Origin of the sequence: Verrucosispora sp. TAA-831, from assembly GCF_050780145.1 — a bacterium.
Classification (GTDB): domain Bacteria; phylum Actinomycetota; class Actinomycetes; order Mycobacteriales; family Micromonosporaceae; genus Micromonospora.
Genome location: NZ_CP192240.1, coordinates 275855 through 289578, shown reverse-complemented (window position 1 = coordinate 289578; position 13724 = coordinate 275855). Strand labels below are relative to the sequence as shown.

Below are 13724 nucleotides of genomic sequence, written 5' to 3'. Positions count from 1 at the left end.
CCGGGCATTGATGGATGGGAGCGCTTCCATCGAGCGCCGTGACCATCATTCCGTCGTCGCCGCCGTACCTGGAGGAGGAGCCGTGGCCGACACCATCGCCGAGACCGTCGAGCTGCTCTACACCATCGACCAGGAGAAACTCGACATCGACCAGCAGATCGCCCTCGGTACGGCGCTCGCCACCCTGGCCCAGGCCGAGCGCCTGGACCAGATCAACGAGCGACTGCGTACCATCCACCAACTCCTCACCACCTGGTCCCACCGGGCGGCTGTCGACGGTGTCCGCTGACCCGACACTCAGCGTCGGGTCGCTTGCCGAGCTGTGCGACACTCCGGCGCACCACGATCGAGGAGATTCTCATGCAGCTCGATAGCTTGCAGGCACAGCACCAGTTCCACATCCGTCAGCGGTTACGTTTCATGGTCAACCAGTACGAGGTGCACAGCGTCGCGCCGGACGGCTCCGAGGGCGGTCTGCTGGCCTTCGCCCAGCAGAAGCGGCTCGCCTTCAAGGAGCAGGTGACCATCTACGCCGACGACTCCAAGCAGCAGCCGCTGCTCGGGTTCAAGGCCCGCCAGCGCATCGACCTCGGCGCCACGTACGACGTCACCGACCACGCCGGCACCCCGATCGGACTGTTCCGCAAGGACTTCGCGCAGTCGCTGCTCCGCTCGACCTGGCACGTCGAGCAGTCCGGTCTGCCGAACATCGTCGGTCAGGAGCGCAGCATGCCGGTGGCGGTGCTGCGCCGGTTCGCCGAGTCGCTGTCGTGGCTGCCGTACCACTTCGACTTCGTCGCCGACGGTCAGCCGGTCTTCTCGGTGGTGAAGAAGTGGGGCCTGCGTGACCGCTACGTCGTCGAGATCCAGCACCCGCAGATCGACCGCCGCCTGGTGATCGCCATGGCGATCGCACTCGACGCGCTTCAGGGTCGCTGACCTCGACGACGTCGGCGTTCGCGTCGCCGACCGTCGGCCACCGACCTCGTTTCCGGCGGCGGCGTCGACGTCGTTGCACGGCGTCGCTGCTCGGCCTCGGCGTCGCGCGGCGTCAGGGAATCGGCTCGCCGCCCGCCGGTGGCGAGCCGGCTCCCGGCCGGCTCGCTCCCGATGTGTTCCACGCCCGTGCGAACCTGCTCACCCGCGCACCGGGCCGGCCCGGGAGGTGGCCGTGGCGACCCGCGAGATCCCGGGCAGCGGACGCACCGACACCGCTGCGGTGACCACCACGTCGATCCCGTCGACCTGGCACCGGACGAGCCTCGCGCCGTTGGCGGCGACGAGTTCGGCGGCACGGGCACACGCCTGCGACTCGTCGTGCAGCGCACGACCCGCTCCGGCGAGCGCCCCGAAGTCGGCCGCGACCCGCGCCTGCTGACGTGCCACCCGTGCGGCGCCGACCCCCGCGCCGAAGATCCCACTGAGCACGAAGATCAGCCCGACCGCCAGCAGGCAGACCATGGCCCCACCCCGGTCACGCCCGCCGACTCGCCGCCGACACCGAGCCGCGGCCCCGGCGGGGTGGTCCGGGGGCTGGGCGGAGGTCACGGCCTCGGCTCCGGGATGCCGGGCTCGACGGCCGCCACCGCCGTGGCCACGACGACGATCGCGGGCAGGTCGGTGCCGAGGGCACGCACCGGGGCACGCACGGTCACCCGGACCGTCTCGTCGTCCACCACGACGGCCACCTCGGCACCCGGAGGTGCGTACCGGTGAGCGGCGCTGTCACCCGGCTCGCCCCGGGAGGCGGCGAGCGCCGCCTCCCGGGCCGCGTCCAGGCAGGCCGCCCTGGTGCTGACCGCGTTGACGGCGGTCAGCCCGACGAGCAGGAGCAGCACCAGCGCCGGCAGACCGGCCGCCATCTCGGCGGTGAAGGAACCCCGGTCACGACCGGCCGGCCGGCGCCCGGTCACTTCAGGGCCCGGTCGATGACGGCGGTCAACGCGGACTGCACGCTGTCCGAGGTCAACACCTTCAGCAGGACACCTCCGAAGGCCACCGCGGCGAGCGTGCCGACGGCGTACTCGGCGGTGTTCATCCCGGCGTCCCCGCGAAGGCGGGCGAGGATTCTGCGCACGTGTTCGTCCCTTCTCGATGTGTTCACAGCACGTCGCCGAGCACGGCGACGATCACCGGCACCAGACCGGCGAGAATGAAGGCGGGGAGGAAGCAGAGGCCGAGGGGCAGCACGATCAGCACGCCCGCACGGCGCGCCGCCGACTCGATCGCGATGGCCCGGTCGGCGCGCAGGTCGTCCGCGAGCCGGGTGAGGGCACCGGCCAGCGCAGCCCCGCTGCTGGCCGAACGAATCGCCGCGGCACCGATCCGCTGGGCACCCGGCACCGTCGCCAGGTGCGCCCAGGCTTCCTGCGGCCCGCCACCGAGTTGCAGCGTGCGACCGACCCGGCCGAGCTGGTCGGCGAGCGGACCACCCAACGCGTCCGCCACCGCGAGCACCGAACGCTCCACCGGAGCGCCCGCCCGGAGCGCGGCGGCGAGCAGGTCGGCGGCGAGCGGGAGATCGGCGACGGCCCGCAGGCGCCGATTCCGGTCCGCCGGTGGCTCGATCCGCCGGAGCAGCCGGTCGAGCAGGAGCGCGGTGGGTAGTACCGCCACGAGACCGGGCCACCCCCCGAGCAGGACGCCCACGGCCGTCCCCGCGAGCCCGGCGGCAAGTCGCACCCGGTCCACCCGACGGCCCGATGCGGCACCGGAATCCGGTCGCCCGGCCGTGACCTGCCCGCCCGACGGGCCCACAGCTTCCACCGGTTCGCTCAGGCCGTTGGCGCCCTTGCGACGCTGAGTGGCAGTCGACGGGCTCGCGCCGGCCAACCGACGCAGCCGCCGCCGAGGTCGGTGGCGGCCGACCAGGAGCACGGCGATCAGCACGACACCGACCAGCACCGCCGCCGCCAACGTGCTACCGGCCAGGTCGAGCAGGTCGCCGGTGAGGGCGCGCGTGCCAGCGGCCAGATCGATCAGGTCGACGGCCGGGACACGCCTGACAGCGGCCGGATCGAGCCCGCCGAAGGCCTGATCACGCAGGCCGCCGGCCAAGGCGTGCGTGCCGCCGGCCAGGTCGGTGGCGACCGGGCGGGGCATCAGGCGGCTCCGGCGGGTGTGGCGCCGAGACGGTCTGCCCAGAGCAGTCCGATGGCCTGGAGCACGACGGCCGCGACCGCGCAGGCACCACCGATCGGGGTGTGCAGCAGCACCGTCAGCGGGTCGACCCCGATGCCGTAGCCGAGAGCGATACCGCCCACCGGAAGCGCGGCCAGCAGCCAGGCGGTGGCGCGGGCTCCGGCAGCCTGGGCCGCCGCCGCGCCCAGCCCCCGGTCCGTCGACCGGGCGTCGGCCTCGATCCGCTCGACCAGCTCGGCCAGCGGAGCGCCCGTCCGGTCGGCCAGCCGCACCGCTGCCTCGGCCAACTGCCCCGGTCGATCGGCGAGTACGTCGGCTCCCCTCGGTACCCGGCCGCCGGCACCTCCCTGAGCGACGCTCGTACCCTGGTCGAGGCTCGCCACCTGCGCTGCGCCGGCACCGATCCGTCCCGGGCCGCCGGAGCGCAGCGCTGCCACCGCCACCGGAACGGGCAGCCCGGCCCGGAGGTCGGCGGCGAGGGCACAGAGCTGGTCCAGCCGCTCCCGCTGCGCCTGTGCCACCTGGGCCGTGGCGCGGCGGCGCAGCAGTGCGCGTACGCCCACGGCCCCGTACCCGGCCAGCGCGACCGCCGCCACCGGGCCACCGAGCAGGCCGCCCACCGTCGCGCCGAGCGCCACGATCAGCAGGAGTGCCTTCCTCTGCGGCATCCCGGCCAGTCGGGCGCTCGGGCTGCGTCGCGCCTGATGATCCGGTCGCTCGTCAGCAGTGCTCGACCGGAGCGTGGCGGGCGCGTCCACTGTGTCCGGGGGCCCGTCATCCCGGTTCGTCGCCGCGTCGACCGGACAGTGGTCCGCTCCGACGGTCGTCACGAGCGGCGTCCCGCCCGGTCGCCTGGTCGGCGGTAATGATGTCGGGAGGTCGGCGCGGATCGGTCGACGCCCGTCACCGCGCCCGGGCGGTGCGGACGCCGTCGTGCGAGTCGGTGGGCCGGAACGCGTCGAGCCGGATGCGCTGTCGGGGGACACGCTGTCGGCGGAGGACGCGTCGGCGTCGGGCGCAGGGTGGCTGGTGGCGGGGCCACGCAGGACTGCCGGCTGAGCTGGGCCGGTTCGCCCACCGACCGCAGCGTGGCCACCCAGTCGATCAACGGATCGTCGGCGCGTCCGTCGCGCGATCGGCTCGGGAAGACCCGGGCACGGACCGGCCGGATCGCGACCACACCCAGCCCGAGCAGCAATCCCGCCGCCCACAGGTATCCGCCGCTCATGCCGGGCCCGCCGATCCGGGCCACGGCTCGGACAGGATCGGCGGCACCGCGACGTCCCGATTCTTGATCATTGTGCCGAGGGCTCGCGCCGCGAACCCGAGACCGCGACCCCGAATCCAGGCGGGTACCGCCGTGACCAGCCGTTCCGGCCCCTCCGGCAGAAGCAGGCAGACCGACTCCAGCAGCCGCCCCTGGGACGTACGGCGAATCTGGAACACCACCTGTAGGGCAGCCGCCACCTGGGCGTGCAGTGCCGGGCGGGGCAGCCCGCCGAGCAACCCCAACGCCTCCAGCCGGGCTGGCACGTCCGACGGGGTGTTGGCGTGCAGCGTTCCCGCGCCGCCGTCGTGACCCGTGTTGAGCGCGGCGAGCAGATCCACCACCTCACCGCCCCGGCACTCGCCGACGACCAGCCGATCGGGTCGCATCCGCAGCGCCTGTCGGACCAGCTCACTCAGACCGACCGCGCCGGAGCCCTCCACGTTCGCCGTACGGGCCTGCAACCCCACCACGTGCGGGTGCACCGGCCGAAGCTCGGCGGCGTCCTCGACGAGCACGATCCGCTCGGTGCCCGGCACCAGCGAGAGCAGGGTGTTCAACAAGGTCGTCTTGCCGGAGCCGGTCCCGCCGATCACCAGGTACGCGAGGCGGGCCGCCACCACGGCGGCGAGCACCGGTGCGACCGGCCGCGCCACCGCACCCTGCTCGACCAACTCGTCCAGGGTGAACGGCCGCTGCCGGAAGGTACGCAACGACAGGTACGGCCCGTCGGTCGCCACCGGTGGCAGTACAGCGTGCATCCGGGTGCCGTCGGACAGTCGGGCGTCGACGCACGGCGCACCGTCGTCGAGCCGACGACCGGCTCCGGCGGCCAGCCGCTGCGCCAGCCGACGTACGTCGTCCACGGTGCCCACCGGCACCGGGACCTGGTGCAGCCCCTGACCCCGGTCCACCCACACCCGGACACCGTTGACGAGTACGTCCGTCACCTCCGGGTCCACCAGCAACGGGGCGAGCGGACCGGCGCCGACCAGATCGTCACGGACCTGGTCGGCCATCCGCAGCAGGGCGGTGTCCCCGAGTACGGCGGCGTCGGGCTCGGCCCGTACCGCATTGACGATCGCGGCCGGGGTGACCGGTGTGGTGGCGGCGGCGATCCGCTGACGTACCCGGGCGGCGAGACTCTCCCCGCTCACGCCGCACCCGCCGTGGCGCTCCGGCCGGTCAGGTCGGTGACGATCCGCTGGCAGAGGTCGGCCAGCGGGCCGCGCCCGGTGGCCGCCGGGGCCTCGCCCCGCTCCAGGCCCCGACACAGACCCGGTTCGGGCCGCAGGCTGCCGGCGAGCGGCAATCCGAGTGCCTTGGCCAGCTCGGTCGCCCGTAAACGGCCGGGAGCCGGGCCACGCACGACGACCGACAGGTCGTGGCAGTGCGGACCGGCCACCGCCACCACCCGCGCCGCCGCAGCGGTGGCCCGCAACTCCGCGGGCACGACCACGAAGACCCGGTCGGCTGCCTGGAGCGCGGTCACCGCCGCGTCGTCGAGATACCGGGGCAGGTCGACCACCACGAAGTCGCGACCGCGTCGGGCCGCGTCCAGCGTGGCCGCCATCGCCTCGGCCGGCACCGCGACCAGGTCCCCACGATCCCAGGAGAGGACCACCAGGTCGCCTCGACTCGGCAACGCCCGCACCAGGGCGGGAGCGTCCACCCGTCCGTCCGCCCCGGTCAGCGCCGGCCAGCGGAGACCCTCCAACTGCTCCCAGCCCAGCACCAGGTCGAGGCCGCCGCCGAGCGGATCGGCGTCGAGCAGCAGGGTACGCAGCCGGGTGCGGGCGGCGGTGACCGCGAGCCCACCGGCCAGGATGCTGGCCCCGGCCCCACCTCGACCACCGAGCACGGCGACCACCCGGCCACCGGGCGCGTCCCCGGCACCGCTCTCGGCGAACCGGTCGACCAGCCACGGCTCGGCCGCCGGTAGCACCGCGACGTGCTCGGCACCGAGCAGGTCCGCGACCTGCCAGCTCGACTCGACGTCGCCGTCCCGGCCGACCAGGACCAGCCGCGCACGTCGCGGCAGCCGGGCCCGCAGGCAGGGCTGCGCCTGATCAGTGCCGACCACCACCAGCGGGGCGGACCGCCAGCGGGTCCGGGCCGCCGCCGGGTCGGCGGCGACCTCCACCTCGACGCCTCCGGCGGCGGCGAGCCGCAGCAGGTCGTCGAGCAGGTCACCGTCCCCGGTCACGACCAGCGGCGGAGGCGGGTACGGCGGGACGGAGGTACGGGCGGGCATCGTGGCCTCCAACGGTCGGCAGGGGTTCGCTGTGCCGAACCCTTCCGTCAGGACCACCCCCGACGCCGCCCCGTACGGCCGCCCTGTGGACAACCAGGTCTCCTGTGGACAACGCCCGCGATCGAAGTCGATCTGCTAAGTGGACGATCGGGTATCGCGTCCAAATCGCCTTCGATCGGCCATAGCGGGACGTCATGGAGAGCACGCATAATCGACGGTCTGCGCCGTCGGCGGAACGGCATCCCTCGCTGGATCGAGGTCATGAAGCAGTCGCCAGATCACGAGCAACCCCGCGTCGAGCCAAGGCTCCGAGTCGGCCCCTGGCTGTTCGATCCGCGCTCCCACCCCGCGCCACCGACCCGGCCGGAACTGCCCGCGTACCCGACACGGCTCGCGTTGCCGGCCGCACCGGTCACCCGCGACGGCGGTCCGCGGACGCCGCAGACCGTCTCGTCCCAAACCGTCGTCGTCCCCGCCGAGCCGGCACACCACGACACCGGCCGGGTGAGCCACCGGCTCCTGCTGGCCGGGGTCGCCACCGGCGTACTGGGCCTGCTGCTCACCCTGCTCTGGCCTGCGCCGAAAGCACCGCCGACCGCCGCTGAGGAGCGGCCCTCCGGCTGGGTCGCGCCACAGCCGCCGGTTCCGGCCGGCACCTCGCAGCGCCCTTCCCCGGACGGCACGGCCACGCCGTCGGCCTCGTCCTCCGTCGGCGGGGTCTCCTCCACCCGCCCACTGCCACTTGCCACGCCGTCCGCGCCGACCCGGTCGCCGTCGACGTCGGCCCCACGGACCGATCCACCCCGCACCCCGGGTACGCCCAGCGCCCGACCGACGTCCGCGCCCAGCCGCCCGGCGAGCCCCGCACCGACCACGCGGGCACCCGAGCCGCAACCTCAGCGACTCGCCCCGCTGCCCGGCGGACACGAGCGGTGGCTGCGCTCGGTCGGCGGCGGTCCCGAGACCAGCATCGAGTTCGTCAACTCCACCGACCGCACGGTGACCGTGCACTGGCTGGACCACCAGGGCAACCGCAGGCAGTACCGAGTCCTGCCACCGAACACGTCGTACCGGCAGCACACGTACGTCGGGCATCCCTGGGTCGTCACCGACCGGCGAGGCCGGGCCCTGGCCTGTTTCGAGCCGGTCCGTACGCCGGCCCGCGCCGTGATCGGCTAGCCGCGCCCCCGCGAAAGGGTTGCGTCCACGGGTGTGGTGTACGACTTGCCCGTGATGGGCGTGTTGCGTAGATGAGAGACGGCCATCGCGTCGATCCTTCAAGACGACCAAGTCAGAGAAGGAAGAGAGAACGCGATGGCCGCTTCTGAGAGTGTGAACCCTGTTGACCTGCTGCGCGAGCAGATCGAGGGCGCGTCGCCGGATGTGTTGCAGGCGATGGTAAAGACGTTCGCGCAGGTGTTGATGTCGGCCGAGGCGGACGCCATCTGCGGCGCTGGCTACGGGCAGCGCAGCGCTGAGCGGGTGAATTCCCGCAACGGGTATCGGGTGCGGGAGTGGGATACCCGGGCTGGGACGATCGACTTGGCGGTGCCGAAGCTGCGCACCGGTTCGTACTTTCCGGACTGGTTGCTGACACACCGCCGACGAGCCGAGCAAGCCCTCGTCTCGGTGGTGGCGACGTCGTATCTGCTCGGGGTGTCGACCCGGCGGGTGGAGAAGCTGGTCGAGCAGCTTGGTGTCAAGCAGCTGTCCAAGTCGCAGGTGTCGGAGATGGCCGCCCACCTGGACGCCCAGGTGGAGGCGTTCCGCAATCGGCCTCTCGACGCCGCCCATTACGCGTTCGTGTGGATGGACGCGTTGACGATGAAGGTCCGTGAGCACGGGCGGACGATCAACGTCCACGCACTGGTCGCGGTCGGTGTCAACGCCGACGGTCAACGCGAGGTCCTCGGCGTGGACGTCGCCTCCGACGAGGACGGCGCCGGCTGGCTGGCGTTCCTGCGGTCGTTGACCGCCCGCGGCCTGTCCGGCGTTGCGCTCGTCATCTCCGATGCCCACCGCGGGCTCGTGGGCGCGATCGGCGCCGCCCTGCCCGGAGCCGCCTGGCAACGCTGCCGCACCCACTACCTGCGCAACCTGCTCACGAAAGTCCCGAAATCCGCGCAGCCATGGATCGCCACCCTCGTCCGGACGATCTTCGACCAACCAGACGCCGATGCCGTCCGAGCCCAGTTCGACCGCGTCGTGACCACGATCGAGGCGAAGTTCCCCGCCGCCGCCGAACATCTCGCCGACGCCCGCGACGACCTCCTCGCCTTCACCGGGTTCCCCCGCGAGATCTGGCGTCAGATCTGGTCGAACAATCCGCAGGAACGACTGAACAAGGAGATCCGCCGCCGCACCGACGTGGTCGGGATCTTCCCGAACCGACCAGCGATCATCCGTCTCGTCGGCGCCGTCCTGGCCGAGCAGACCGACGAATGGACCGAAGGACGCCGTTACATGGGCCTGGACCTCCTCGCCAAAGCCCGCCTCATCAACATCCAGCCACACCAACACGACAACGACCAGGCCGATCCCACCCCGATCGCCGCCTAACACCAGACCGGATCCTGCGATGGCCGTCTCTTACACCACCAGCGCGGACGTGACCCCGCGAAAGCGCTCCCGCAAAAGGGACGACCCCCGTCGGGGGGAGACGGGGGTCGTCGGAGGTTCGGCTCCGGGGGGGGTCGAGCCGAACCCGCTCAGCGGTCACGGGGGGTGCAACCGCCGAGAGTCTGCCGGTGGTACGAGATGTGAATACTCGGCCTACGAACAAGTCTGCCTGAGCGGACCTGTGTACGTCGAGTGGTGTAGCCTCCACTCCCCGCAGATTCCTTTTCGCAGAGTGTGACTGCAGTCACCCTTCGGAGGCGGCAGGGAGGCCGACCCGCAGGTCCGCACGGTCCTTGACCCCCGGGCATCCGACGACCATAGACCATCGGGCTAGACTTTCGCGCCGTGGGCCGAAGTGCCGCTTTCTTCGATCTGGACAAGACCGTCATCGCCAAGTCGAGCGCCCTGGCGTTCGGTCGGCCGTTCTACCGGGACGGCCTGATCACCCGGCGTGACGTGGTCAAGTCGGCGTACGCGCAGCTGATGTTCCGGCTGGGCGGCACCGACGAGCAGACCATGGCCAGAACCAGGGACTATCTCGCCACTCTGTGCAAGGGGTGGTCGGTGGAGCAGGTCCGCCAGCTCGTCGCGGAGACACTGCACGAGCTGATCAACCCCTACGTGTACGCGGAGGCCGCCGCCCTCATCGAGGAGCATCAGGCGGCCGGGCGGGACGTGGTGCTGGTCTCCGCCTCCGGCGAGGAGATGGTCCGCCCGATCGGCGCGCTGCTCGGGGTCACCGACGTGATCGCCACCCGGATGGGTGTGGTGGACGGGCGGTACAGCGGCGAGGTCGAGTTCTACGCGGCCGGTCCGAGCAAGGTCGAGGCGGTCAGCGAGTTGGCCGAGGCGCGCGGGTACGACCTGGCCGACTCGTACGCCTACTCCGACTCGTACACGGATCGGCCGTTGTTGGAGTGCGTGGGTCATCCCAGCGTGGTCAACCCGGACCGGCAGCTCCGCAAGCTCGCGGTGGAGAACGCCTGGCCGGTGCTGGAGTTCCGACACCCGATCCCGCTGGGTCGGCGGCTGCGGGAGCGGCCGGGCGTCCCGGTGGCCGCGGCTGCGCTCGGCGTGGGTGTCGGGGTGGCGATCGGCATCGCCTGGTACGGCCGGCATCGCCGGACCCGCGCCGGCAGCTCGGCCTGATCCTCGCCGCAGCTCCGCCCGGTGGTCGCCGCCGGATCAGGCTCGGTCATCGCCGGTCCCGCCTGAGCTTCCCTGCACCCGCGTCGGCGGGACGGTCGATCCTCATGGAGCAGGTGACCTGGCCGGCGCCGGTCGTCGGGGCGTTCGGCGGGCACTCCTCACGCGGCGGCCAGGACCTCGTCGCCGACGGCGGTGAGCTGATCGGCGCCCACCTCGACGGCGGACATGTAGTGACGCAGCCACGACCGGAGCCCGTCCGGCGTCCCGGTGGCGAAGGCGCCGGCTGCTCCGACGTACTCCGGTTCGCGTTCCCGGTGCCCGACGTCGACCGGCAGCAGGCCGCGCGGGTCGACGCCGCTGGCCAGCAGCACCAGACGGGCCGCGCCCCGGGCGACCACGCCGGACGGGCCGGCGAACGGGCGCAGGTTGAGCAGTTCCCCGTGCACCACGGCGGCCAGTACCAGCGGAGTGACCCTGGTGCCGCCGGCCACCAGCCCGGCCAGGGCGTCGAGGCGGGCGGCCACCACCGGGTCGTCGACCGGGCGGCCCAGGTCGGGCTGTTCGACGATGTCGCGGGCGGCGAGTACGTGCAGCTTCGCGAGGGCCTGTCGGGGCGCTCGGGGCCAGAGGTCGGTCAGCCCGGGGAGCGCTCCGGCGACGCGCAGGGCGCCCTGGAGGACCGGTTCGGTGACGGTGCCGGCGCGTACCGCCTCGCGGTCGTGGGGTCGGCCTTCCAGGCCGGCGCTGGCCACCGCGGACCGCAGGCCGACCTCGGCCGCGACCTGACCGCCGTGGCGGCGCAGCGCGCGGTGGCCGAGTGCCTGGTCGAAGCGGGCGCGGGCGCGCGCGGCGGCGTCGGCGACGTCGGCGAGGTCGAGCAGCGGTGCGAGCGGGTCGGCGGTCACCCCGTCACGCTATCGACCCGGCTGTCCGCGCCGCGCACGAGTCGGCGTGCACGCCGTGCCGCAGGTGCGTCGACGCCGTGCCGCAGGTGTTAGGAAGGGGCCCTTCCTATGCACGAGGCGTTAATAAGGTGCCCTTCCTTACATCTCGGCGCGTGGGAGGAGCCGTTGGGCGACGAGGGCGGACGAGATCGGTCGCCTGGCGCGCCCGCCCCGGCTAACCTGCCCGGAAGAGAGGCAGGTCACCCCCGAGCGACGAGGAGTCACCGCATGAGCGAGGCATTGGCCAATCTGCTGAACGAGACGCGCCAGTTCCCGCCGCCGGCCGAACTCGCCGCCGCCGCCAACGTCACCGCGGACGCGTACGTCGAGGCCGAGAACGACCGGCTGGCCTTCTGGGAGCGCCAGGCCGGGCGGCTGACCTGGGCGAAGCCGTGGGACCAGGTGCTGGACTGGTCGAACCCGCCGTTCGCCAAGTGGTTCGTCGGCGGGCAGCTCAACGTGGCGTACAACTGTCTGGACCGGCACGTGGAGGCGGGCCGGGGTGACAAGGTGGCGATCCACTGGGAGGGCGAACCGGGCGACACCCGGACCATCACCTACGCCGACCTGCACCGGATGACGTGCCAGGCGGCGAACGCCCTCACCGACCTCGGGGTGGTCGCGGGTGACCGGGTGGCGATCTATCTGCCGATGATCCCGGAGGCGGCGGTCGCGATGCTGGCCTGCGCCCGGATCGGCGCGACGCACAGCGTGGTCTTCGGTGGCTTCTCCGCCGAGTCGCTGACCAACCGGATCCAGGACGCCACCGCCAAGGTCGTGATCACCGCCGACGGCGGTTACCGCCGGGGCAAGCCGTCGGCGCTCAAGCCGACCGTGGACGACGCGGTGGCGAACTGCCCGTCGGTGGAGCACGTGCTGGTGGTGCGGCGGACCGGTGAGCAGGTCGGCTGGTCGGAGCGGGACCACTGGTGGCACGAGACGGTGGAGCAGGCGTCGACCGAGCACGCCGCGCAGCCGTTCGACGCCGAGCACCCGCTGTTCATCCTCTACACCAGCGGCACGACGGCCCGCCCGAAGGGCATCCTGCACACCACCGGCGGATACCTGACCCAGACCTCGTACACCTCGCACGCGGTCTTCGACCTGAAGCCGGAGAGCGACGTCTACTGGTGCACGGCGGACATCGGCTGGGTGACCGGGCACTCCTACATCGTGTACGGTCCGCTCTCCAACGGCGTCAGCCAGGTCATGTACGAGGGCACCCCGGACACCCCGCACAAGGGCCGCTTCTGGGAGATCGTCGACAAGTACGGCGTGACGATCCTCTACACGGCACCGACGTTGATCCGCACCATGATGAAGTGGGGCGACGAGATCCCCGCCGAGTACAGCCTCTCCACGCTCCGCCTGCTCGGCAGCGTCGGCGAACCGATCAACCCCGAGGCCTGGATGTGGTACAGGCAGCACGTCGGGCGGGGCGAACTGCCGATCGTGGACACCTGGTGGCAGACCGAGACCGGCAGCATGATGATCTCGCCGCTGCCCGGGGTGACCGCCGCGAAGCCGGGTTCGGCGATGACGCCGCTGCCGGGGGTCAGCGCGGACGTGGTGGACGACCAGGGTCAGTCGGTGCCCGACGGCGGTGGCGGCTACCTGGTGCTGCGGGAGCCGTGGCCGTCGATGCTGCGCACCATCTGGGGCGACGACAACCGGTTCATCGAGACGTACTGGTCCCGGTTCGGTGCGGGGGTGAGCGGCAAGGCCGACGACCCGTGGGTCTACTTCGCCGGTGACGGGGCGAAGAAGGACGACGACGGGCACCTCTGGCTGCTCGGCCGGGTGGACGACGTCATGCTGGTCTCCGGGCACAACATCTCCACCACGGAGGTGGAGTCGGCGCTGGTGTCGCACCCGTCGGTGGCGGAGGCGGCGGTGGTCGGCGCCACCGACCCGACCACCGGGCAGGCGATCGTGGCGTTCGCGATCCCGCGCGGCAGCACCGACATCGCCGGTGAGGCCGGCGAGCAGCTCATCGCCGAGTTGCGCAACCACGTGGCGAAGACGCTCGGCCCGATCGCCAAGCCGCGTCAGATCATGTTGGTGCCGGAGCTGCCGAAGACCCGCTCCGGCAAGATCATGCGCCGGTTGCTGCGGGACGTGGCGGAGAACCGCTCGCTCGGTGACGTGACCACGTTGCAGGACTCGTCGGTGATGGACCTGATCGCCTCCGGCATGGGCGGGGGTAGGTCCGACGAGGACTGACGGATAGGCGTACCACTCGACGGGTGGCGGTCCGACGCGGACCGCCACCCGTCGATGTCTGTCCGGACCTGCGCGGACGTCGGGTCGCCGTCGCCGAGGGCTGTGACAGTGACAACGCCTGCCAACA

At 72.4% G+C, this 13724-nt stretch carries 13 protein-coding genes and 1 pseudogene; 6 read left to right on the top strand and 8 right to left on the bottom strand.

What is annotated here, in order from left to right; all coding sequences use genetic code 11:
- Positions 1–82: 82 nt before the first annotated feature.
- Positions 83–289 (top strand): hypothetical protein, encoded by a 207-nt coding sequence (locus tag ACQVFL_RS01340; RefSeq protein ID WP_350700579.1) that lies wholly within the window; start codon positions 83–85, stop codon positions 287–289.
- A gap of 71 nt (positions 290–360) precedes the next feature.
- Positions 361–939 carry a hypothetical protein gene (locus tag ACQVFL_RS01335; RefSeq protein WP_396692136.1) on the top strand — a complete coding sequence of 193 codons (579 nt, stop codon included), beginning with the start codon at positions 361–363 and terminating at the stop codon, positions 937–939.
- A gap of 198 nt (positions 940–1137) precedes the next feature.
- Here the strand turns inward: ACQVFL_RS01335 and ACQVFL_RS01330 are convergent, their stop codons facing one another.
- The 7 genes and pseudogenes from ACQVFL_RS01330 to ssd all read right to left on the bottom strand — a co-directional run bounded on the left by ACQVFL_RS01330 (position 1138) and on the right by ssd (position 6614).
- Entirely contained in the window at positions 1138–1548 is a 411-nt protein-coding gene (locus ACQVFL_RS01330; RefSeq protein WP_431728392.1) for an Rv3654c family TadE-like protein, read from the bottom strand.
- Positions 1545–1862 carry a TadE family type IV pilus minor pilin gene (locus tag ACQVFL_RS01325; RefSeq protein ID WP_396692721.1) on the bottom strand — a complete coding sequence of 106 codons (318 nt, stop codon included), beginning with the start codon at positions 1860–1862 and terminating at the stop codon, positions 1545–1547. Before ACQVFL_RS01325 ends, ACQVFL_RS01330 begins: the two co-directional genes overlap by 4 nt.
- A gap of 47 nt (positions 1863–1909) precedes the next feature.
- Positions 1910–2038: a DUF4244 domain-containing protein gene (locus tag ACQVFL_RS01320; RefSeq protein ID WP_155217386.1), complete on the bottom strand. Its 129-nt coding sequence runs from the start codon at positions 2036–2038 to the stop codon at positions 1910–1912.
- Positions 2039–2100: 62 nt separating this feature from the next.
- Positions 2101–2691 (bottom strand): type II secretion system F family protein, encoded by a 591-nt coding sequence (locus tag ACQVFL_RS01315; RefSeq protein WP_431729927.1) that lies wholly within the window; start codon positions 2689–2691, stop codon positions 2101–2103.
- Between the two features lie 410 nt (positions 2692–3101).
- Positions 3102–3650 (bottom strand): annotated as a pseudogene (locus ACQVFL_RS01310) (type II secretion system F family protein); the annotation flags it as partial.
- A 715-nt stretch (positions 3651–4365) separates the two neighbouring features.
- Positions 4366–5565, bottom strand: coding sequence for a TadA family conjugal transfer-associated ATPase (locus ACQVFL_RS01305; protein ID WP_396692134.1), 1200 nt, complete (start codon positions 5563–5565; stop codon positions 4366–4368).
- The gene (ssd, locus tag ACQVFL_RS01300; RefSeq protein ID WP_396692717.1) at positions 5562–6614 is read right to left on the bottom strand and encodes a septum site-determining protein Ssd; all 1053 of its coding nucleotides are present in this window, start codon (positions 6612–6614) and stop codon (positions 5562–5564) included. Before ssd ends, ACQVFL_RS01305 begins: the two co-directional genes overlap by 4 nt.
- Before the next feature lie 309 nt (positions 6615–6923).
- On the opposite strand from ssd, the gene ACQVFL_RS01295 reads away from it, so the two are divergent.
- The 3 genes from ACQVFL_RS01295 (at position 6924) to ACQVFL_RS01285 (ending at position 10430) form a co-directional block, all read left to right on the top strand.
- Positions 6924–7841, top strand: a complete 918-nt coding sequence (locus ACQVFL_RS01295) for a hypothetical protein (protein ID WP_431728391.1) — start codon at positions 6924–6926, stop codon at positions 7839–7841.
- 135 nt (positions 7842–7976) lie between these two features.
- Complete coding sequence (locus tag ACQVFL_RS01290) at positions 7977–9221, top strand: IS256 family transposase (RefSeq protein ID WP_431727851.1); 1245 nt, start codon at positions 7977–7979, stop codon at positions 9219–9221.
- 405 nt (positions 9222–9626) lie between these two features.
- Positions 9627–10430 (top strand): HAD family hydrolase, encoded by an 804-nt coding sequence (locus ACQVFL_RS01285; protein ID WP_396692120.1) that lies wholly within the window; start codon positions 9627–9629, stop codon positions 10428–10430.
- Between the two features lie 158 nt (positions 10431–10588).
- Here ACQVFL_RS01285 and ACQVFL_RS01280 read toward each other — a convergent pair whose 3' ends face one another.
- Complete coding sequence (locus tag ACQVFL_RS01280) at positions 10589–11335, bottom strand: oxidoreductase (protein WP_431728390.1); 747 nt, start codon at positions 11333–11335, stop codon at positions 10589–10591.
- Between the two features lie 267 nt (positions 11336–11602).
- Between ACQVFL_RS01280 and acs the strand changes: the two genes are divergently transcribed.
- Positions 11603–13597: an acetate--CoA ligase gene (gene acs / locus ACQVFL_RS01275; RefSeq protein WP_431728389.1), complete on the top strand. Its 1995-nt coding sequence runs from the start codon at positions 11603–11605 to the stop codon at positions 13595–13597.
- Positions 13598–13724 lie beyond the last annotated feature (127 nt).

Coding starts and splice junctions, on each gene's coding strand:
- ACQVFL_RS01335 (WP_396692136.1), top strand. CDS start 361: ATGCAGCTCGATAGCTTGCAGGCACAGCACCAGTTCCACATCCGTCAG.
- ACQVFL_RS01325 (WP_396692721.1), bottom strand. CDS start 1,862: ATGGCGGCCGGTCTGCCGGCGCTGGTGCTGCTCCTGCTCGTCGGGCTG.
- ACQVFL_RS01320 (WP_155217386.1), bottom strand. CDS start 2,038: ATGAACACCGCCGAGTACGCCGTCGGCACGCTCGCCGCGGTGGCCTTC.
- ACQVFL_RS01295 (WP_431728391.1), top strand. CDS start 6,924: ATGAAGCAGTCGCCAGATCACGAGCAACCCCGCGTCGAGCCAAGGCTC.
- ACQVFL_RS01290 (WP_431727851.1), top strand. CDS start 7,977: ATGGCCGCTTCTGAGAGTGTGAACCCTGTTGACCTGCTGCGCGAGCAG.
- acs (WP_431728389.1), top strand. CDS start 11,603: ATGAGCGAGGCATTGGCCAATCTGCTGAACGAGACGCGCCAGTTCCCG.